Here is a 22,222-nt window from a genome sequence, read left to right as displayed (position 1 = left end):
ACACATTTGAATTTATGAGAGATTGGATGCTTATTTTTTTAGTCTAATCAAGGTAAAAAAGTTACTAGTTGACATTCAAAAGCGGAGTAGACTAAAAATCCAAATCTTCCTATGTTAATTGTGTAAAAGCTGAAGTAGTGAACAGGAAAAGCATACTCCTTAGAAAGAAGCAGCTTTTCGATTTCCTTGTAAATTCTAAAACTAGTATGAAATATTCAGAGTATATTCCGATTGCGTTTCTAAACCAGAAACTATTTGTTTGTTTTTGACGACTGAACCGTCTTCCTTTTCGATGGTAGTTGAAATTACCAATGCAGAGCGTTCGGCATAGACAATGTTGGCCGTTGATGCATCTATTGTGATTTCTCCATGAGCACTTTGAATTACCGCTTCGTATGATTTTGCCGTTTCAGTAATTTGTCCATCAAAGTTGACTGTCAATTTCACATGCTTCAAAGCACAAACGATGTCTACTACCGTTTCTTCTCCACTATTTATTGTACACTGTTTATCACCATAATAATAAGGAGCATCGAAAGTGAAATAAGGCATCTCGTCAGCACTTGCCACTTTCACCGTATAATCACCGATGGCTAGATTGATTTTCTCAGGTGCATCTGAAATTTTTTCGTAAGAAAGCACAACTTCTCCTGCTGCATTTTCTACTTTCAATCCGTAGTTGTTGACATCTTGGCTTGTTCTCTGATTAGAACCTAATTGTAATACCAACTGTCCTTGATTCAACTCCTTTTCTACTGTTTGCTCTTCGTTACAGCTCACTAATAATAAGCCTATGAAGAGTGCCACCACTATATTTTTAATGTTTTTCATCTGACCCAATTATTTAATTACTGAAACTTTTTTTGCTGTATTTTCTAAACCGTTGACATCGTTGACAATGCCTTTACCCCAGTCCGTCAACTCCGTTCCTTCCCAGTCTACAGACAAGTCTAAGTACTCAACTCCGCCAGAGTTTCCTTTCCATGACCAAGCGTACCAACCAATACCCAAACGCTCACACTCTGCAAGAATATGCTTGTATGGAATTTGAATTGGGTTTTCAGGAGTACCTCCGTGTTGGAAACCAAATTCACCCACAATCAGAGGCAACTTCATTTCCACCGCTTTTTCTAGATTAGAAGTAATCGTTGTTTCGTTTCTGTAGCTTTGATACATGTGCACAGAGAAAAGGATATTTTTCTGCGGATCGTTGTCAATAATTTCTTGACCGTAATCAAAAATCGTCGTCATGTCTTGTCCCCATCCACTGCCATCAATTACAATTGTGTGCTTCAAACCAGCCTCACGCATCATTGTTACCGCCTCTTTGTAAGCATCTCTATACGTTGTTGTTTTTCCACTCCACTCGTTAGCAATATTGATCATCAAAATACTTTCATATTCTTTCATCACACCCAAAATATCAGGTCTTACAAAGTACTCCGCCATTTTCAGTAAGTTCTCTTTGCTTTCATCACCTGTCACATCATGCAGTTCGATCATCGGCACCATTCCTTTGTCGATGGCTGTATTGATCATTTTTCTCAACTGTGTCGTTTCCGCCACATTGTTCCATTGAGAAGGCACATAATTTGTCTGCCATACCATTCTTACAGTATTTGAATGATAGGCTGCTATTGGTGTCAAACCTTTAATTGCTGTATTTCTATTGCCACTGTCAAACCAGAAATGACCGTTGTTTACGCCTCTCGCAATAAACTCCATTCCGTTGGCATCATATAATTTTCCGTCTTTTGTAAAGAAACCAATCGAAGTGTTATAAGATGGACGTGTTTCTCCTTCAATTGGAGTGATTACGATACCTTTATCACCACCTGCTAAAATTGTTTCATCTACAGAAATTACTAATTTTCCGCTTCCTTGTTCTACATCAACAGTCACAGCGTAATGTGTTGTAGGCTGTATAGAAGTAAGTGTTATTTCTGAAGTCAGCTGACTATCTCCTTCACCAATTGTAGCCGTTACAGTAAGATTACCACTTGCTCTGAAATAACCTGCTCTTGTTTCTGTTTGTGAAAATGCTAATTGTCCCAATGACGATTTCACAACTGAAGAATACGTTCCGAATTGATTTTTCACAACATCAGAATACCCCACAGTCACTTTCGCATTTTGTAGTTTACACTCTAAACTTGAAGTCGTTAATTTTTCTGACTGAATAGAGAAGTCTTCTGATGAGCCACCGTATTGGGGATCTTCAAAACCAAATTGAGCGGTAGAATTGCTCTCACCTTTGGCCTTATAAACACCTGCCGGCAACTCTATTTCTTCAGGTACAGCCTCAATAGAAGCATAAGAAACCACTGTCTTCCCTTCTGCGTCAACAATATTAATTTTAATTCCACTTCCTTCATTCTGTTGTCTGAAAGAAGTTTTCTCTTCCACATCTTCATTAATAGTCACCGCCAATGACAGATTGCCATTCTGGGCTACGGGGTCTGAAGGCGTATCGTCCGAAGAACAGCTCATCAACCCTACGAGTAGTAATAAAAAGCTAGTAATCATTTTACGTTCCATAATCAAAAATTGAATTGTAATTTTTCTATTATTCATATTAAAAAGTCGCATTTTCATGCTTGCATTTTTCTTTTCCGAGAGCAATTTTCATCGCTTTTTCTGAATACAACCAGTAACATGTAATTCAGTTTTGATGAGGTCTCCTGACTTCGAATTGTATATACCATTAAACTTTTTCGAAGTCAGGAAAATCCTCCTCAATTTTTATAATGTCGCAAGTGATGCTAACGCTTACCACTTGAAACATCGATAGTTTTATAAAGAATCTAATCTCCTGCTCACAATCTCCTTCACTTCCAATGTCCCCTTTCCTTTTTTGTGGATTTTCAAAGTACATTGTTTCATTGTGTTTGCAGGCAATGTTATTTCTCCCAATTCCAGCACACCCCAAGTTTGCTCTTTTGCCTCTTGCTCACGCATCACTCTGTCTGGAGTAGGAAGAGCCGTTGGTAAAAAGTCTTTCTTGATTTTCTTTTTGATGATTTGATCTCCGAAAATCACTTCTACCACATCCCCTTTTACTGCCTGTCCTGCGTATTTCAAGGACAGTTTGAAAGTAGATGGAGCTACAATTTCAATAGGCCATTCAATCGTAGCATCTCCATTGACTAAAAACCAATCGTGTGCCCAACCGTTGACATTGGCTTTGAATTTCAAATCACCTTTGCCTGTACTTTCATGCACTGCCAATACTACTCTTGCACTTTCTTTATACCCCATCGGAATTCTTAAATCTGCAAAACCTGCCGCAGTAACATCAGCATACCAAGCCTCAAAAGCTTCCTTCATTTCTTTTGCTTTATCAGGAAACTGAGATTGCAAATCATGCTTTTGAGAAGGATCTTCTGTTAAATTATATAAGCCTGTTTTACCGTATTCTGTTGTATATCTAAAATCACCTTCTCTCACTGCACCTCTTTCCGCTGTGATCTCAAAACCCGTCATATGAGTATAAAGCTTTCTTGATTCAGGTGCTTTATTTTCTAATAAATAAGCACTCAAATCTACCCCATCAAACTGCACGTCTGTTGGCTTTTCAACCCCTGCCAAACCTAAAAGAGTCGGCATTAAATCGATATGAGCCGTTAAAGCTTCTTTCTGATCTGCTTTGATTTTTCCTTTCCACTGCAATGTACATGGCACCAAAGAACCACCTTCATGTACCGATGTTTTTCCTCCTCTCCAAGGACCATTATAACGGTCACCTTGAGGGCCATTATCGGATAAGAAAACTAAAATTGTGTTCTCTTCCAGTTTGTTATCCTTTAGGTACTGACGAATTCTACCTACATTATCATCAATGTTTTTACACATTCCGTAGATCGTTGCAATCTTTTTGTTTTGCTTTTCTCCGTAACCGAAATCAATGTCTTTATACAAATCATAATACTCATCACCTACTTGGTATGGCGTGTGAGGAGCATTAAGAGGGACGAATGCGAAAAATGGTTTTTCTTTATTTCTGTCAATAAAAGCTAAAGTTGAATCTGTCAAAACATCCGTGATATAGCCTTTTGTTTCCACCATTTCTCCATTGTATTCCAATGAGGTATCAAAGTAATTACTCCAGTGGCCAGAAGTAAAACCTAAGAAGGTATCAAAACCTTGTCCTTGAGGATTTTCCGGGTAATGTGCTCCGTTGTGCCATTTGCCGAAACAGCCTGTTATATACCCTGACGTTTTAAACGCTTCCGCCAATGTCACCTCTTCCGCTCTCATATTTTCTCTTCCTCTTGTAACAAAAGAAACGCCTGTTCTGAGATGGTATCTACCCGTCAAAACACTCGCTCGAGTGGGTGCACAAACCGGGCTTACATAAAAGCGATTCAGCACAGCACTTTCACTTGCCATTTGATCAAAGTGAGGTGTAGATAGGTATTGATTGCCTGTGTGAGAAAAATCTCCCCAACCTTGGTCATCTGTCAGAATCACAACGACGTTAGGTGAAGTTGTTGATGATTGCCCATACACCTTCGGGAGGAGTATGAGCAACATTCCACACAAAACACTCATTTTATTTTTAATGGATTTCATCATGATTATTGAGCGTTATCAGCAACTACTTTTGATGTTAATCCATTCATTTTCTTTGCATAATCTTGTATCACCTGAATCGTAGATTGATCCTTGTCATACACCCCATACCAGCCTTGTGGTTCATGTGGAGGGTCTCCTAAGAAATTGTCTCCCTTCTTCCAGAACTCTTTTGGTCTTGGCGGTCTTCCTTCTCCTGAATAAGCCCAGAAATTCATACCGTAAATTGGTGCTTTTTCTTTGGCTAACTTGTAGACTTCATCAAACACAAAACTGTAATATTTATCTCTCCACACCGTAGTGGCAGTTGGTGAGTAATCATCATTGTCACGAGCAATACCAAACTCTTCTAAAACCGAGGGCTTTCCTAGCGTTTTAGCATCTTCAACATGCTTGTATAAATATTCTCTCACTTGCTTTTTTGTGTCTTCAAATTTCTCTTCTGGTTTAGCAGGATCATACCATCCCCAGTTCTGGGCCCAAATGTGAATTGTTACATAATCAATATCTTTCACATCACCATCTTTCAATAAATTGATTCCCGCATCAGGTCCTGGAGAATCTCCTTCAGAACCTAGTGAAACCAAGTGGTTTGGATCTAGTGATTTGATCAATGCTGAAGTCTTAGCAATCCATTGATGATACTCTTCCACTTCACTGTAACCCCTCGGTTCATTGGCCAATTGCCATGACATGATTGTAGGGTCTTCAGTGTATTTTAATCCAGACACTGAGTTGGTTCTTGTAATCAATACTTTTAAGTGCTCTTCAAACATTTTTGATGCTTTTTCATTAGCATAAAACTGTTTTGAATAATCCGTAAATTTATTCCATTCGTTAGAGATCTGCGGATAAGGCACTTCTCCTTTTCCAGCCCACTGTAAGTACTGAGGCATACCTCCTGACCAAGTCCAGAAGTTGTTCAATACCATCACTGCTTTCATATCTCTTTTTCCCATTTCACTTAAGAAAAAGTCCAATCCCTCCAATACTTCTCTGTTGTATTTACCTGGAGCAGACTGCATTGTTGGGTGTACTTGAAATGCTTGATTTTCATCTCCTTCTGATGAAGCCAAGATTCTCAAGTTCGTAATTCCCATGGCCTTCATTTGATCCAATTCTTTGATCAAACGCTGACGGTCACCCAGTTTTTCCATACCGATATTCATACCGTACCAATAATTGGCACCCATAAAATAGTAAGGCTGACCGTTCAACATTAAGGCCCCGTTTTCTATGGTCACAAAGTTGTTTTTAGCTGAGTTGCCTTGCTCCTTGGTTTGCTTTACACATGATACCGCAAACAAGAGCACGAATAGTAATAGTGTATTTAATCTTTTCATTTCATTCATGTTTATTATTTAAAGGGAAGAGGGAAAGTGGTTTGTACACCATAGTTAAAACTATGGATAAGTGATAATTCAACCTAATCAAGACTAAAGTCTTGAAGATTGAAGACGAAAACATCACTTTAGTGTTGTTGGAGTTTGTATCACTAGCCCATGACTTCAGTCATGGTGCACGAACATTTACCCTTCTACCTTTTTAGTATTCTATGTTGTCTGTGCTAATTGTATTTTCTCAAAGCGTTTGATCCCTTCTATACACGCCCTGCCATTATGGTAAGGGGCTTTCCAAGGACCTACTTTATCTTCTTCCAAATTAGGAACGTTGTTTTCGTCCACTCTCCACCACCATTCTCCAAATTCCTTATTGATCAAATGGGCTTCAGTGTATTCCCAAAGACGATGCGCCGCCTTTAAGTACACCTCGTCGTCTGAGTTTTCATAAGCATTGATGAATCCAACCATTGCTTCAATCTGTGGCCACCAATGTCTGTCTGTATCTGTAATTCCTGAAGGATCTCCTTCATTGACAATTGCTCCATCTTCCGCAATTCCCTCTGCCAGCGTCACTTCTGCAATTTTTACCGCTACATCTTTTACTTTTGCTAAAAGTGCTTCATCACCTAAAGCCACTGCCGCTTCTTGAATCAACCAAGCGCCTTCAATGTCATGACCGTAACTGATTTCATCTGATTTCAGTGTCCATCTTTCATCAAAGAAAAGTTTGAAGTGATAGGTCTCTGAATCGAGAATTGTGTCTAAAAACAATTCAATCAAGTTGCGTAACTGCTGTCCTACTTTTTGATTTTTTGTGGCGATGTATAATGTGGTATAGGCTTCTAAAATATGTAAGTGTGTATTGTTTGTTTTCTTTTCGTTCTTGTCTTTTTCACTCAATCGTAAATCTTCCATCAACACCCACTCTTCAGTGTATGCTTCAAAATAACCGTTCAATTCCTGATCAAAAGAATGCTCTTCAATTTCCTGGAAAATATCCATGGCTAATTCCAATGGTTCAATCACACTTTTCGCCATTGCATATTCTGAAAAGGCGTAAATTACAAAAGCATTAGCATAGATTTGCTTTTTGCCATCTACTTTTTCACCCAAATAATCGACCATCCAGTAGACTCCGCCATTTTCCTTATCCAGGAAATGTGCTTTGATATATTCATAAGCATGATCACAAACTTCCAAGTATTTTTTATCTCCTAACTGACGGTAAGCAGCTGCAAAAGTCCATAAAATTCTGGCATGCATAATTGCCCCTTTGTCGGCTGTTTCATTGACTTTATTGTCATAAGAAATCTGACCGTAAAAACCTCCATTTTTATGATCAATGGTTTCCTCAGCCCAATATTTTAAAATACCGTCTGTAAGTTCTTTCTGTAATGCTGTTTTGAATGAATCTATCATCTTCCCAAAAAATTAAATGAATGTTTGAGGAAAGAAGGAAGAGTCATTGTATCTCTCCCCTCTTTATTACTCTCTACTAAATAATTACTAAAGCATACCCTTTAGTAATTATCTTATTAAACTGTTTCTCTATTCGGAATTACAATTCCAAGTTCATCTATCATTCTTTCATTCTTGTCTACCATATCATGAATAGTCTGAACCGAAGTCACAGAACGGTATCCATCTTCTGGCGTATTTTTACAGTAATCAACCAGTTGATCAATTGTTGATGTTGCTACATGCATTCTTGTATCAGATGATGCGTAGTAGATTTTCACTTCTCCATTCTCATCTGCAATCCAACCGTTAGCAAAAGCTACGTTAGATACATCACCTACTCTTTCCTCTCCAAGCGGTGCAATAAAATGACCTGCTGGACGGTGCGTTACTTTTGTAGGATCTTCTAATGAAGTCATGAACATATACAATACATAACGAAGACCTGCCGCAGTGTTTCTTACACCGTGTGCCAGGTGCAACCAACCTTCTGAAGTTTTGATTGGCGCTGGACCTTGACCGTTTTTCACTTCTTTGATCGTGTGATAGATTTTCGGCTCAATCACTCTTTCCTCTTTCACTTCCGCTTTCTCCATTGAGTCTGTCAATCCCCAAGCGATTCCTCCGCCTGAACCTGTATCAATAAAGCCGTCTTGTGGTCTTGTATATAATGCATATTTCCCGTCTACAAATTCAGGGTGTAATACCACGTTTCTTTGCTGACCTGAGTAAGAAATCAAATCAGGAAGACGTTCAAAGTTTACCAAGTCTTTTGTACGAACAATACCTGCCGCCGCTACTGCCGATGAAGTGTCACCTGCAGGTGCGTTAGGATCTTTTCTTTCTGTACAGAAAATACCATAGATCCATCCGTCTTCGTGCTGTGTTAGACGCATATCATATACGTTTGTATCTGGCTCTTCTGTTTCTGGCATTAATACAGGCTTATCCCAAAAACGGAAATTGTCAATACCATTTTCACTTTCAGCTACAGCAAAGAAAGACTTTCTGTCTACCCCTTCCACTCTCACCATCAACACGTATTTACCATTGAAACGAATGGCTCCTGCATTGAACGTAGCGTTCATTCCTATACGCTCTTGAAGGTGAGGGTTTGAGGCTTCATTTAGGTCGAATCTCCAATATAATGGGGTATGGTCTGCTGTAAGTATAGGGTTTTCGTATTTAGTGAAAATACCATTGTATGCATCAGAAGGCTGATTTTTTTTGCTTAATAATGCTTCCTGTTTTTCAATAAGTCCGGTTAATTGCTCTTTAAAGTTCATTGTATTATTCTTTATTTCTTTTTGTCTCTTTTGTATGTAAATTTTTATATCGCAAGTGTTAAGCCGTTAGGCGTCACTTGTGATGGGCATTGGCGAAGTCTCCCGACTTCGAAATACATAATAATAAGTCATGATATTCGAAGTCAGGAGACTTCGCCAATGTATAGTTCCAAGTGACGCTAACGCTTAACACTTGAAACATTTACCTTTTGATTGTTCATCTAATTCACTTCTACAAGTTCCTTATCTTCAATGCTGTCAGGCACTTTCTGAGGTTCCTCTGGCAACTTATCGTACCAGTTTTTCTTCAGAATAAGCGTGGTGATAATGAGCACCGCTGCTGTTGAAAGGATGCCCATTTCTTCTTTGATCACAATGTAAAGTGGAAGTAATGTCAGCGTTGATTGCCAAACGATACCGATCACTACATTGAACATATCTTTTTTGAAATCTTTATTTCCTTCGAAGTTTGGATCTTTCGCCATCACTTTACGTTTGATTGGCCCCCAGAATCCCCAAGGTCTTACAGTTTTGTAGAAATTCATCAACGTCTTCTCTTCTGTAGGTTTTGTCAGCAATGTGCCGGCTACTGAACCGATCATTGACACCGCAAAAAGAAGTGGGAAATAATACAGTTCCAAGGTCTCTTTGAAAACTAACGGGAAGACCATTGAAGCGGCAATACCTGCGGCCATTCCCCAGAAGAAGCCGTGACCGTTGAATCTCCACCAGTGCCATTTCAGGAAGTTGGCAGCGATATATCCACCGTAAAGTGCTGATACGATCCACTGTAATACGGAGTTGATATTTTCAACATATAAACCAATGATGGTACTGATCACTACTACCGCTGCAGAGATGATATAACTTGCTCTCATTTGCAGTTTACCACTCGCATCAGGATTAATGTATCTTAAATAAATATCGTTTACTAAATAAGCTGGCGCAGCGTTGACCGTTGAGGCAAAAGTGGACATAAATGCGGCCAATAAACCGGCTAATAATAAGCCCATTAAACCTGATGGAACGAATTCCTTAATGGCCATTGGCAAGATGTTTTCAAAATCAAAACCACTGCCTGCTTGATTGATGTCTCCACTGAAATAAACCACTGCTAAAATCGTGAAACCACCGATCATCAAGTATCTTGGCAAGAACATTACCGCTGATACAAAACCACTCATTTTAGCCGCTTCTTTTGGTGATTTTGTAGATAAGATTTTCTGCATATCAAAGTTAGGTGCTGGCCCTGCCATCGATGCGAAGAATCCTTTGAACAACATCATCATAAAGAAGATAGAGAAAGGTGTGAAGCCGTCACTTTCCATTTTTTCATTTACGGAAGGAATGTAAGCCGACCAGTCCATATTTAAGTCATAATTGAACAATGGCGAATCCCATCCTTCTGGCACCATGCCCATCAATGTTTCTGCATCTACTTGGTACATTGCAATACCGCCAATCACTAATGCGGAAACAGTCATGATTCCAAACTGCATTACGTCTGTCCAAACGATAGACAACATACCGCCCATTACTACATAAAAAGTAGCGATGGTTGTAAACAAGATACCGTAAGCGTAAGGTACTTGCTCTGCAGTTAGCTCAAATGGCATAAACTGACCTACATATGACCATGGAATGAAGATTTCGATGAACTTACCAATTCCAATAAAGCCGTAAGACAAGAAACCAAGGCAACTTAAGATAGCGAAGAACACCACTACCATATGAGATAGTTTTCCTCCGGTACCGTCACCAAAACGAGTTCTAATCCATTCAGCACCTGTCAGTACGTTGGATCTTCTCAACCAGATTGATAAATAAATCATTAAGAAAATCTGATTGAAAGCTGGCCATAACCATGGTATCCATACACTTTTCAGTCCATAAACAAAGCACAAGTACACCATCCACATTGTTCCCGAAATATCAAACATTCCGGAAGCGTTGGACAAGCCCAACATGTACCATGGTAAAGAGTTGCCCCCAAGGAAATACGATTCCATGTTTTTGGAGGCTTGTTTTTTAAGGTAAATACCGATCACTACTGTTGACAGCAGATAAAGCCCAATAATGATCAGATCTAAGGTTTCGAGTTGCATAATGAGTTCGTTGATTAATTCTCTTTCACTTTCATTAGGTCAGACTCCAGTAAGATGCTAGGGTCTTCAGTAAATTGGATAAAGTCTTTGGCAGAAGAGTGTCCTTTGTAAGGTACATAGAAGTGGTCTCTCTGCTCTTTTTGATAGTTGGCGTTTCTCCAAAGCATCACATAAGCCGCCTTTTTCGTCCACTCATTGTGATTTAATTTTGGAAGTAATTTCTGTGTAAAGAAAGTATCGTCTGTCACTGCCTCTAAACCTGATTCGGTGAAAGCACAGATTTTACCTTTTTCATCTGCAAGTTTTGCTACAATTTCTAATTCATTGATAATCCATTGCTCTCTTGCCTCATCAGCATAAGATCTGAAGGCACCGTAATCATCAAAACCTAAAATATCTACATATTCATCGCCTGGGAATCTTTCCAAGTACTCTTCCTTTGTTTGGAAAGCATCTGTTGAGTATACATAAATCAGGTGATGGATTTTCTTTTTATCTCTTAAATATTTTACTGTAAATTGCCAAAGGGCTTTATAATCTTCAATAGAAACATTCTTGCCTCCCCACCAGAACCATGAGCCATTGTGTTCGTGCCAAGGTCTGAAAAGTAATGGAATCTTTTCGCCATTCACTTCCAAGTCATTGACAAAATCAGCAAATAAGTCAAGCTTCTGAATAAAATCTTTGTGGTATTTTCCACCTTTCAACATCTCATGTACCACTCTTGTCGTATCCCAAGAACTTGTTTGTTCTTTAAGGTTGATCATGTGCCAGCTCAATGTTGTAACACCACCACGAGCATAAGCTTCTCTGATATATTTTTTGATGTCCTCAAAAGCAACACCATCTAAATTCTTTTCATTTCCGATTTTGCCCATATCCCAACCGTAAAGTCCAGGATAGTCACCAGTTACTTGTTTCACATCTGAGTTGTCTCCCCACCAATGATAGCCATAGGCTAGATCATCCTGATGTCCAAAGATTGTTTGACCATTTTGAGAAACGCGATTTAATTGCTGGTATAGCTCAATTGTCGGTTGCGTGGCCTTCTTGTCATTTAGTTTTGGATCCTCATTCGTATTGGTAGCGTTAGACCCAATAGAGAAGAAACAAAATAGTAAAGAAGTAAGTAAAATCTTTTTCATTATTATACTATTTAAAAAAATGCTTTAACTGTTCTCCTTATTGTTAGGAGAATAAAGTTTGTTGAGTTTAGATAAGAGGGAAGAAAACATTTCAGTTCTCCTGTGGATAATGTTCACTTTCCGTTCCTCTAAAACCTGATGGGCCAACTCCCAGGAGTTGCATGGTTTTCGATAATTCCACTTTTTCGTCTTTGCTCTGTCTACCCAGTAGTTTGGTCTTTCCACCGGAAAAGGCTTGATGTAATTTCCGGTCCAGCCCCCAAACTCAGGGTGATTCACATTGATTTTGGCATCGATCAAAAACATGATAGGAATAGCTTCCTCCAGGTTTATTGTTTGTATTTTGCTCTTGGTCAAATAATTTCCCAAGGCGCCATAGTTAATGACATTGTTGTAAAATGCGGTTGGCTCTTCTCCTTCAGACATCCCTTTGAATGCCCAGTCGTTCTCAATCCACCACAAGTCTGTAAATCTTTCGTAGACTTCTGTTCTTCCCCACCCGTTCCAGTTCAGGTTGCCACAAACATCCTCATTGGGAGGTTTGATGCCAGTCCCCACTGAAATCACTCTTATATTATTGGCAATGTCTGGAGCAAGAAATAATGCTTCTTTTACAGGTTTCATGCTTCCCATCACCAAAACATAAAGTGGTGTTTCTTTATTTTGTCTCGAAAGATGAATGATCTTCTTCGTTCCAGCATCCCCTCCTTTTACTATAAGGTGGTGTAGATCGTTAGGTGCTGGAAAGTTATTTTTCTGGAAAGAATTAGAAGGATTATTGAAATCTTCAGCATAACAATTTAAGATGTTTTTTAATTTCTCTTCTCCGTAACTGTTAAATTCTTCCATGACTACTGATTGAAGTCTAACATTATTTAGATGCCATAATAAATAAATTAAGGCATGCTCATCAGTAGTAGAAAATGATTCATTATTGATATCTGTAGTGATAATAACATTTGGAATGGACTGCACACTGACTTCCTTCTTCTGCTCTACAGTGGTACACCCCTGCAAGAAGATATAAGATAAAATTATCAGTATATATGTGTACATTTTTTCCATAGTCAAATGTGATTGCCTTTCATTTATTAATGATTATGATTCAAATGTACTTGATAGGGTTAATGAACGTTATGGAGATTTTTAAATTAGATGATGACATTGAGATTATCGTCACTATTCCACATTTCATCATTTAGGTATTTTTTCATCAAAAACATACGTAATGTATATAAAAACAAAGATTGATGAGTATTATTCTGACATAAAAATGTATCTTTAGGATGTTATTTTAATCTCTAAAAAAGGTCTTTTTTATCAAAATTAATGAAATGAATACAACTCCCACGAATGAAAAACCAAATCAGGACATGATCTTTTGGCACATCAAATCACATCCGTAAATTCGCTTGCCCCGTCGTTTTGTTAATGCAGTCGTTTTAGGGGTAATTTTTTAACACAAAAGTCATTTTTTTACCTATTTGAAAATTAACGGGTGATGAAAAAATATTTTTTTCAACGCTTATTTGTCAAAAATCAACCTCTGATTAATTAGTGTCCACCCTACATTTGTAATCATAACGCCGCGGTTATTATTTATTCATGTTCAGCTAAACTCTTTTAGATTGAATAACAACTAAACAATAAGAAAATAGTCATGCAGATCTTAAAAAATTTTTTTCTGCTGTTCATCGCTATTACATTTTCAATAAGTGCACACGCACAAGACAGAACAATACAAGGTAGCATTACAGATGAAACAGACAGTCCTCTTCCAGGAGTAAATGTCACTATTCAAGGAACAGCAATTGGAACAATTACAGATTTTGATGGTCAATTTAAACTTAGTATTAAATCAGATGATACAGTATTACTTTTCTCCTCTATAGGATACAAGAAGCAAACAATCACAGTAGGTTCACAATCTGAAATCAACGTCAAAATGGAAGTTGATTTAGAAGAATTGGACGAAGTGGTAGTTATTGGTTACGGTACTGCTAAGAAAAGTGATGTAACTGGGTCAGTATCTACGGTGAAAACCGATGAACTAACTGTTATTGCAACAGAAGATGTAAACAAAGCATTACAAGGTCGTGTACCAGGTGTGCAAGTAACCAACTCTGGAAACCCTGCATCGGGTTCTAAAGTAAGAGTAAGGGGTATCGGCACAATCAACAACTCTGATCCTTTATATGTTGTTGACGGTTTCCCGATGCAAGATATCTCTCACATCGCTCCTCAAGACATTGAGTCGATGGAAGTATTAAAAGATGCATCTGCTACGGCAGTGTATGGTTCAAGAGGTGCCAATGGTGTTATCTTGATCGCCACTAAAAAAGGTAAAGTACAAGACAAAATTACTTATACGTTTAATGCTCAAACAGGTATTAAGCAAGCTTCTAACAGAATTGAAATGGCCAATGCTTCTGAGTATGCTCAGTTGGGATTGGAAGCCAACAGATTTGCTGAAGGCTCTGACGAATTTGAACAACTTACGTATGTAGCCAATGGTAACTATAAAGGTACTGACTGGCAAGATGAATTATTAAGACAAGGTTCTTTCCAAAACTACAACTTTGGTATTAACGGTGGTTCTGAGAAAAATCAGTTCAACTTCTCTACTTCTTATGTAAAGGATGAAGGAATCTTAAAAGGTACTGACTTGGAGAAATTCTTCGTGAAATTCAACAATACTCACAAATTCAATGATTGGTTAAACTTTGGACAAAACATTGCCTATACGCACGCTAATTACTCTTTAACGAACTTGAATGATATTTATTCAAGTCCACTTACTCAGTCACTTTGGGCTGATCCTATCACACCGGTTCATAATCCTGATGGTTCTTTCGCTCGTCCTACTTGGGCATATAACAGCAACCCTGCTAGAATGGCGGAGCACGAACAGTACAAACGTTCTTGGGATAACAGAATTGTAGGTAACTTCTCTTTAAATGCTAAAGCAACTAAAGATTTAACGCTTACTTCCAACTTCGGTGTAGATTACAGAAACCAACAGCAAAAGCTTTATTTACCAGAATTCTTCGTTTCAAACGAAGAGCAAAGAATGACTTCACAATTGGATGAGAATAGAAACAACAAGTTTGACTGGGTTTGGTCTAACTATGCGAACTACTCGAAAACATTTGGTGATCACTCAATCGGTGGTATGATTGGTATGGAGATGCAAGCATTCAGCTATAACAATATCACAGCAACTGGTTATGACGTTCCTTTCAATGAAAATATGAGATACTTAGGAGCTGCAAAAGGTTCTGATTATTTCGCTACTTCATCTCAAGGTGCGAACTCATTAATGTCTTACTTCGCTCGTGCTAACTATAGCTACCAAAACAAATACTTATTGACAGCTACATTTAGAGCGGATGGTTCTTCGAAATTTGCTGACGGAAATCGTTGGGGCTTCTTCCCATCATTCTCTGCAGGTTGGAACATCAAAGAAGAGAACTTCTTACAAACATCAGATGCCGTTACTCAATTGAAATTGAGAGCTGGATGGGGTGAAGTAGGTAACCAGTCTTCAGCAGGAAACAATGATTACCTTTCTACAGTAACAAATAACTTAAGATATGTAATAGATGGACAAGTAGTAGAAGGTAGAACTCCTACAACACTTTCTAACCCTGACTTAAGATGGGAGTCTGCTCAAATGGCCAACGTAGGTATCGATGCTGGTTTCTTCAATGACCAACTTACAATCAGCGCAGAGTACTTCATCAAAGATACTAAAGACATGGTTGTTCCACAGCCAGTTCCTGACTATGTAGGTGCCAACTCACCAAACGTGAACGTAGGTACTATGCAAAACAAAGGTTTCGAATTTGCAATCAACTACAGAAATGTAGAACACGAAGTAAAATGGAACATTGGTGCAAACATCGCAGTAATCGACAACAAAATCACTAACCTTGGTGAAACAGGATTCATTGATGGGGGATATATTGACAAATTAGGATATACAACTAGAACAGAAGAAGGTCAAGAAATCGCTTACTTCTACGGTTTCAAAACTGACGGAATTTTCAGATCTCAAGAAGAATTAGACGCTCACGTAGATGCTGAAGGTAATCCATTACAACCTAATGCTGGTGTCGGTGATGTTAGATTTGTAGATATGAACGGTGACGGTGTAATTGATGATGATGATAAAACGAACTTAGGTTCTGCAATTCCTACATTCACTGGATCATTCAACATTGGTTTAGAGTACAAAGGATTTGATATGAACTTATTCTTCACAGGTTCTTATGGTAATGAAGCAGCTAACATTCAGAAGTTCTGGATCGAAGATTCAAATGCTCAGAAAAACCAAACGAAGAACTACTACGATAACCGTTTCCACCCTGAAAACAACCCTAACGGTACTATGCCAAGAGTGGTATCAGGTGATCCAAACAACAACCGTAGATTCTCAGACAGATACGTGGAGGATGCGTCTTACTTAAGATTACAAAACGTACAGTTGGGTTATTCATTTAGCAATAACTTATGTGAGAAGTTGCATTTACAACGTTTCAGAATCTATGCTTCTGTTGACAACTTATTCACGCTAACAAACTACAGCGGTTATGATCCTGAGGTTCCTGACCACTATGGTGATCCACTAGCTCAAGGTATTGATATTGGTAACTATCCACAATCAACTACTTACTCTTTAGGCTTGAATGTTACTTTTTAATCATCTGAAACTCAAAAAGTAGAAAGGAAATGAAATTCAAAAACATTATAAATATATTAGCATGCTGCGGTATGCTAACCCTCGCAAATAGTTGTGCCAGCTTCCTAGAGCGCGACCCTCAAGGACAAGCCGTAGATACGCCAGTATACTATGATGATCCAGAAAACGCACAAATGGCCGTAAATGCTTGTTACCAGGCCATTGCTCAAGATCAAGGTGTGGTAGCCCACATGCAAGAATGGATGTTTGGTGAAGTAATGACAGATAACTCTTGGAAAGGCGGTTCTGACTTCGGTGATATGCAAGACGTTCAGATGTTGAAAGAATGGAATGCAGTAAATATCAACGGTCCTTCACACTCTGCTTGGAAAACATACTACCAAGCGATTCACAGAGCAAACACAGCGATCAAAGGTATCAGCCCTGCCACAAGTTTTGATGAGGAATTAAGAGATCAAATGGTGGGCGAAGCTTTATTTATCAGAGCTTACAGTTATTTCTACCTTGTTCGTTTATTCGGTCCAGTGCCATTATTTACAGAGCCTGTTTCTCCAGATCAAATCGGAACAGTGGGCAGAACTCCAGTAAAAGAGGTGATTGCTCAAATCGAAGCAGATTTAAAAATGGCGGCTGATTACTTAGGCAACAGATCTGAAATGGACCTTGGTAGAGCTACTTCAGGTGCCGCTCAAGCTTACCACGCTAGAGTAATTATGTATGACATTGGTATCTGGAAATCAAATGATCATACTTGGCAAGAGGTTTATGACTTGACAAATGCAGTGATCACTTCAGGTCAATATACGTTAGCTTCAAACCTTGCTCAAGTATTTGAAAAAGACGGTGAAAATACTTCTGGTTCTATCTTCGAAGTACAACATACAACTTCAAATACAGGTTGGGCAAATCAAAACACTGGTTCTACTTCTCCTATCTTAACGGCACCAAGAGGTACTGCAGACATCAAAGGATGGGGATGGGGTTTCTTGAACCCAACTCAAGATTTAGTAGACGAGTTTGAAGAAAATGATCCTCGTTTAGAATGGACAGCTGGTCAAAATGGACAGTTTGCTCACGGTATCGCTCAAGGTGTGGCAGAGTCACAATTCCTTTCGGGTTACTTCCCAAGAAAAATGCTAATGGACGCTGCTTTACGTCCAAATGAGCAATCAGACAACCCTCAGAACCAAAGAAAATTCAGATATGCTGATGTTCTTTTAATGAATGCTGAAGCGGCTTACTACTTAGGCAACGAAGGGATTGCACGTCAGAGAGTAAACGAAGTACGTGATAGAGCAAGAAACATGACTTACCCTAAAGGATGGTCAGAAGGTTCTAACGGTTATGATTCAAGAGACAATGCTGGTGCTCTTCCTGAAGTTACGGCCTCAGGTACGGATTTATTAAGTGCTATCCACCACGAACGTAGAGTTGAGCTTGCATTGGAAGGCTTACGTTTCTGGGATCTTCTTAGAACTGGTCAATATGCTACGGCAATCCAAAAAGACAACATTGGCTACAGAGAAGGTACTACAGGTGCAAATGTGGTAGGGAATATGAACTCAAAATTATTAGACGGTGTTCCTGTTCTTCCAATTCCAGCAGGTGAAGTTGCTTCATTTGGTTTAACTCAAAACCCTGGGTATTAATTCGCTTACTTAAAGAGATTATTTATCATGAATATTAAAAATAATATACAAAAGGTTTCATTAGGCATAGCATTCTTCGGAATGGTATGCGGAATGAACTCTTGTACAAGTCAAAAAGAGTACAGTCAATCAAATGATATTGTCTATCCTCAACCAAAAATTGCTGAGACTAATCTTCAAAATCCTACTGTAATTGGTGAACCGTTTGTGATTTTGGGTGAAAACTTCAAAAACGCAAAAGTATATTTAGGCGATATGCCTTGTTCTGAAATTACAGTCAGCGCTACTGAAGATACAATCAAAGCTACCCTGCCAAGAATCTTTGATCAAGCTCAGCTAAGAGTTGTAAATGCTTACAGACAGGAAGTGCTTTCTGACAACGAATATGAGCCTGTATATCCATTGACTGAAAATGTAGAATACCCTACTTTCATTACAAGAGGTCAGGTGTTCGCCATCAAAGGAACCAACGTAGACTTAATTTACGAAGTAGAGATTGCAGGCCAGAAAATTGAGGTAGATGGTTCAAAAGCTAATCCATCACAAATCAATGTTTTGGCACCAAGCCAATTACCGGACGAGGTAACAATCAAAGTTTCTACTTATAATGCTGACTCTAATGTACCTGAATCAGGTTCTATTTCAGTAGAAGACGCAGGTGAGTTCTTCGATCCAGTAGAGCCTGTAGTTTTATTTGACTTCGAAGACGGTGTGAACCCTTATGAGCCAGGTGATGTTACTCCTGAAAACGGATTGGATGCTGGTAACGGTATCTCAAAAGGTAGAGGTGATCACTACTTAACAGTAAGAAAAGCAGACGGTGACGGCTGGACTTCTTGGATGGGACAACTGTACTACGACACACCAATCGACTTGGTTACTTTCACAGATCCTCACTTAAGTTTCCAAATCAACTCTGAGTCTTCTCAAGGGTACTTCCAATTACAAATTGGGCAAAATGGAAACGATAACGGTGCTGATTTCAAAGCTAGCAATACTGGTAACGATGGAGACAATTATGTATTCCGTGCAACGAACAACGAATGGCAATGGGTGACTGTAAGTCTTAAAGACCTTGAGCTTTCTGACTGGGGTGGCGGATTAGATAAAGTAGATATTAAAGGTACTTTAGACTTTGTTAAACTATCATACAAACAAGGTAATGGTGCAAACCCTTACATATTAAACCTCGACAATGTGATGATTACTGACGGTCCTGTTGTTGTTGCGAAAGAACTTGAAGGTTTTGAGACAGCTACTTACATCTGGGACGATAACGGTGGAGGAGCTACGCACAGCATCGATGGTGGCAGCATGAACGCTATCACTGGTGATCACTACTTGAACGTACACTTAAACGGTGCTACTGGCTGGAACTGGACAGGTGCTTTAAAAATGGATAACTCCAATAACCTAGACCTTTCTGGAGTTACTGATCCACACCTTTCATTCTGGGTAAATACTGGTGACGCTAAGGGTAACCTTCAATTCGAAATCTTCCAAAATGACACAAAATTTGGTGGAAACATTGACACTGAAAACTACTTCGTAGAAACTAACGGTGAATGGAAACTTTACACTTTCCGTATGAGTACTTTAGCATGGAGCAACTGGGGCGGTGACGCTGATAAACCAGACTTCACGGGTACTTTAGACTACATCGCTATTGGTTTCTCTACAGGTAATATTGACGGTGAGCGTTACGAAGTAAACGTTGACGGTATCATGATCACTGACGGACCAATGTTTTAGACGATTCGTTTCTTTAAAAAGTGTGAGGCTGATTCTCTTTGGAGGATCAGCCTTTTTTAAATTCCAAAAAATCCTTAAAAATGAAAAAAGTAATATTATGTCTATTAGTTGTAGGGACATTAATTGGATGTAAATCTTCATCTCAATTTCAACATGAGCTAAATCAAGATGTTAAACCTAACATTATTATGATTTATGTTGATGATATGGAGCTTAATCAAATGAGTGCTTTTGGATGCGACATGTCTACTCCAAATATGGACCGAATTGTTAATACGGGTATCAAACTAAATAATACTTATGTCTCTGCACCTGTTTGCACTCCATCTCGATATGGACAGCAAACAGGAAGATATGCGTCTAGATGTAAAACATATATTCGTGATTTTCCCCTTGATGATCCTATCTTCATTCGTTGGAATGGTGATTTAGAAGAAAATGGTGAAAAAACGATTGCACATCTTTTAAAAAATCATGGCTATACAACAGGTTTTGTAGGAAAATGGCATAATGGTCAACCTCAAGCAAATAGTCCCTACGAAGACATGAATCTCAATGATCAATTAAATAATCCTGCTACTGCTGATTCAGTTAATAAAATATACAACGAACAAGTCAAATTCATCAAAAAAGCTGGTGGGTACGATTACGTAAAAAGTGTATATGGGAATAATCTTCATGCTTTAGGATTACCTTCCCATGCACAAGAACATAATCAAGAATGGATCACTAAAGGCGGTTTAGAATTTATCGATAGATTTAAAGATAAACCCTTTTTCCTATCATTTAATACAACAATACCTCATGTACCAAGCCCAGTACATTCTATGGAATCTGATTCTAGATTAACTCCTAAGGGATATCTACAAAAACCTTTAGATGGTCTTTACTTTCCATCTAGAAAACATCTAATAGAACAAACTATACAATCAGGTTTTTCTAAAGATTATGCCGTCATCAAATGGTTAGATGAAGGAATTGGAGCTATTTACAAAAAATTAGATAGCTTAAATCTAACCGAAAATACTATTATCATTTTTGCCAGTGACCATGGTGTTACAGGTAAAATGACTTGCTATACATCAGCAGCTAAAGTTCCTGCCGCTATTTCATGGCCAGCTAAAATTAAAGCAGGACAAGTCACAAATGAATTAACCTCACAAATTGACTTTGTTCCAACGATTTTATCAGCAATAGGAATTAAAAAACCAAAAGACTATCACATAGATGGTATTGATCTTATGCCATTAATGACTAAAGGTGAGGTTCCAGAACGTAAATTTTTATATAGTGAGGTTGTATATCAAAGAGCGATAATTACAAAAGAATTCGAATATTTAGCAACTCGGTTTCCTAAAGCTACAGTAGAAAAAATAAATGAGCAGAATAGAAAAGAATTCACTATTGAGGGAAAACAAGAGGCAGACAGATATGGAGCACAAGCTATATTTCCGGGATATTACGATGACAATCAACTCTATAATATTCTTATAGATCCTAAAGAACAGAATAATCTAGCAAACGATCCACAATTCAAAGCAAAGTTGAATGAACTAAAAGGATATATGAGACAAACAATATCTACATTCCCTCATCCTTTTGGTGAGTTTAATGAACAAATTATAAATAATTAGGTATCTAAACTTAGATCGCCCTAAATAGTAAAACGTACTTCTGTTACGGTTAACTGATTTACATTAGTGTAAAAGTAACCAAACAACCAGATGTATTATGATCAATTTTGAAGGTTTTGACGATAGAACATTTTATTCAACATTTCAAAAAGAAGAAGATTGTCTTGAATATTTATCGACACTAAAGTGGAGTGATCATTACAAATGTAGGAAATGTGAACATACAAAATATATGAAAGGTAAAAAGTTACATTCCAGACGTTGTCAAAAGTGTAAATATGATGAGTCTGTTACGGCTCATACCCTATTTCATAAGCTGAAATTTTCAATTCTAACTGCTTTTGAATTCATATTTAAAGTTAGTTGTGATAAGAAAGGCATGTCCACTTTAACTTTAAGTGAGAAACTGTCCTTGAGTTATCAAAGCTGTTTAAATTTCAGACGTAAAGTGCAATATGCTATGCAAAGTAGTTTACAGCATCCTTTGAAGGGGTATGTTGAGGTCGATGAGTTTGCTGTAGGTGGGTATGACGCTGGCAGTCAAGGTAGAGCCAAAGGAGATAAAAAGCTTGTCAA

General features: G+C 38.3%; 14 protein-coding genes. 5 read left to right on the top strand and 9 right to left on the bottom strand.

Translation table 11 applies throughout. The features are described from left to right. Window positions 1–201 precede the first annotated feature (201 nt). The 9 genes from HHU12_RS24780 to HHU12_RS24740 all read right to left on the bottom strand — a co-directional run bounded on the left by HHU12_RS24780 (window position 202) and on the right by HHU12_RS24740 (window position 12,965). Entirely contained in the window at window positions 202–831 is a 630-nt protein-coding gene (locus tag HHU12_RS24780; protein WP_169659426.1) for a DUF4493 domain-containing protein, read from the bottom strand. Window positions 832–840: 9 nt separating this feature from the next. Then, window positions 841–2,574 (bottom strand): DUF4493 domain-containing protein, encoded by a 1,734-nt coding sequence (locus tag HHU12_RS24775; RefSeq protein ID WP_169659425.1) that lies wholly within the window; start codon window positions 2,572–2,574, stop codon window positions 841–843. A gap of 219 nt (window positions 2,575–2,793) precedes the next feature. Then, window positions 2,794–4,575, bottom strand: coding sequence for an arylsulfatase (locus tag HHU12_RS24770; RefSeq protein ID WP_169659424.1), 1,782 nt, complete (start codon window positions 4,573–4,575; stop codon window positions 2,794–2,796). 2 nt (window positions 4,576–4,577) lie between these two features. After that, window positions 4,578–5,915, bottom strand: a complete 1,338-nt coding sequence (locus HHU12_RS24765; protein WP_169659423.1) for a glycoside hydrolase 5 family protein — start codon at window positions 5,913–5,915, stop codon at window positions 4,578–4,580. Window positions 5,916–6,125: 210 nt separating this feature from the next. Further along, complete coding sequence (locus tag HHU12_RS24760) at window positions 6,126–7,334, bottom strand: AGE family epimerase/isomerase (protein WP_169659422.1); 1,209 nt, start codon at window positions 7,332–7,334, stop codon at window positions 6,126–6,128. A gap of 116 nt (window positions 7,335–7,450) precedes the next feature. Then, the gene (locus tag HHU12_RS24755) at window positions 7,451–8,659 is read right to left on the bottom strand and encodes a glycoside hydrolase family 130 protein (RefSeq protein ID WP_169659421.1); all 1,209 of its coding nucleotides are present in this window, start codon (window positions 8,657–8,659) and stop codon (window positions 7,451–7,453) included. A 221-nt stretch (window positions 8,660–8,880) separates the two neighbouring features. Further along, complete coding sequence (locus tag HHU12_RS24750; RefSeq protein WP_169659420.1) at window positions 8,881–10,764, bottom strand: sodium:solute symporter family protein; 1,884 nt, start codon at window positions 10,762–10,764, stop codon at window positions 8,881–8,883. Window positions 10,765–10,778: 14 nt separating this feature from the next. After that, window positions 10,779–11,909: a glycoside hydrolase family 26 protein gene (locus tag HHU12_RS24745; RefSeq protein ID WP_169659419.1), complete on the bottom strand. Its 1,131-nt coding sequence runs from the start codon at window positions 11,907–11,909 to the stop codon at window positions 10,779–10,781. Between the two features lie 24 nt (window positions 11,910–11,933). Then, a complete protein-coding gene (locus HHU12_RS24740) occupies window positions 11,934–12,965 on the bottom strand; it encodes a nucleoside hydrolase-like domain-containing protein (protein WP_169659418.1) in 1,032 nt (343 codons plus the stop codon). Window positions 12,966–13,569: 604 nt separating this feature from the next. On the opposite strand from HHU12_RS24740, the gene HHU12_RS24735 reads away from it, so the two are divergent. From HHU12_RS24735 to HHU12_RS24715, 5 genes are all read left to right on the top strand, one after another. Next, the gene (locus HHU12_RS24735; RefSeq protein WP_169659417.1) at window positions 13,570–16,611 is read left to right on the top strand and encodes a SusC/RagA family TonB-linked outer membrane protein; all 3,042 of its coding nucleotides are present in this window, start codon (window positions 13,570–13,572) and stop codon (window positions 16,609–16,611) included. Between the two features lie 71 nt (window positions 16,612–16,682). After that, window positions 16,683–18,260 (top strand): RagB/SusD family nutrient uptake outer membrane protein, encoded by a 1,578-nt coding sequence (locus HHU12_RS24730; protein ID WP_169659416.1) that lies wholly within the window; start codon window positions 16,683–16,685, stop codon window positions 18,258–18,260. Between the two features lie 27 nt (window positions 18,261–18,287). Then, a complete protein-coding gene (locus tag HHU12_RS24725; protein ID WP_169659415.1) occupies window positions 18,288–20,012 on the top strand; it encodes a hypothetical protein in 1,725 nt (574 codons plus the stop codon). Window positions 20,013–20,092: 80 nt separating this feature from the next. Further along, window positions 20,093–21,646 carry a sulfatase family protein gene (locus HHU12_RS24720; protein ID WP_169659414.1) on the top strand — a complete coding sequence of 518 codons (1,554 nt, stop codon included), beginning with the start codon at window positions 20,093–20,095 and terminating at the stop codon, window positions 21,644–21,646. A 97-nt stretch (window positions 21,647–21,743) separates the two neighbouring features. After that, a partial coding sequence (locus HHU12_RS24715; RefSeq protein ID WP_169656597.1) for a transposase occupies window positions 21,744–22,222 on the top strand: 479 nt, incomplete at its 3' end.

This window comes from Flammeovirga aprica JL-4, assembly GCF_012844305.1.
Taxonomy (GTDB): Bacteria; Bacteroidota; Bacteroidia; order Cytophagales; family Flammeovirgaceae; genus Flammeovirga; species Flammeovirga aprica.
This window is presented reverse-complemented; position numbering and strand designations above follow the sequence as displayed.

What these genes read in the sequence shown, in the direction of transcription:
- HHU12_RS24780 (WP_169659426.1), bottom strand. Translation starts at nt 831, where the DNA reads ATGAAAAACATTAAAAATATAGTGGTGGCACTCTTCATAGGCTTATTA.
- HHU12_RS24775 (WP_169659425.1), bottom strand. Translation starts at nt 2,574, where the DNA reads ATGAATAATAGAAAAATTACAATTCAATTTTTGATTATGGAACGTAAA.
- HHU12_RS24770 (WP_169659424.1), bottom strand. Translation starts at nt 4,575, where the DNA reads ATGATGAAATCCATTAAAAATAAAATGAGTGTTTTGTGTGGAATGTTG.
- HHU12_RS24765 (WP_169659423.1), bottom strand. Translation starts at nt 5,915, where the DNA reads ATGAAAAGATTAAATACACTATTACTATTCGTGCTCTTGTTTGCGGTA.
- HHU12_RS24760 (WP_169659422.1), bottom strand. Translation starts at nt 7,334, where the DNA reads ATGATAGATTCATTCAAAACAGCATTACAGAAAGAACTTACAGACGGT.
- HHU12_RS24755 (WP_169659421.1), bottom strand. Translation starts at nt 8,659, where the DNA reads ATGAACTTTAAAGAGCAATTAACCGGACTTATTGAAAAACAGGAAGCA.
- HHU12_RS24750 (WP_169659420.1), bottom strand. Translation starts at nt 10,764, where the DNA reads ATGCAACTCGAAACCTTAGATCTGATCATTATTGGGCTTTATCTGCTG.
- HHU12_RS24745 (WP_169659419.1), bottom strand. Translation starts at nt 11,909, where the DNA reads ATGAAAAAGATTTTACTTACTTCTTTACTATTTTGTTTCTTCTCTATT.
- HHU12_RS24740 (WP_169659418.1), bottom strand. Translation starts at nt 12,965, where the DNA reads ATGTACACATATATACTGATAATTTTATCTTATATCTTCTTGCAGGGG.
- HHU12_RS24735 (WP_169659417.1), top strand. Translation starts at nt 13,570, where the DNA reads ATGCAGATCTTAAAAAATTTTTTTCTGCTGTTCATCGCTATTACATTT.
- HHU12_RS24730 (WP_169659416.1), top strand. Translation starts at nt 16,683, where the DNA reads ATGCTAACCCTCGCAAATAGTTGTGCCAGCTTCCTAGAGCGCGACCCT.
- HHU12_RS24725 (WP_169659415.1), top strand. Translation starts at nt 18,288, where the DNA reads ATGAATATTAAAAATAATATACAAAAGGTTTCATTAGGCATAGCATTC.
- HHU12_RS24720 (WP_169659414.1), top strand. Translation starts at nt 20,093, where the DNA reads ATGAAAAAAGTAATATTATGTCTATTAGTTGTAGGGACATTAATTGGA.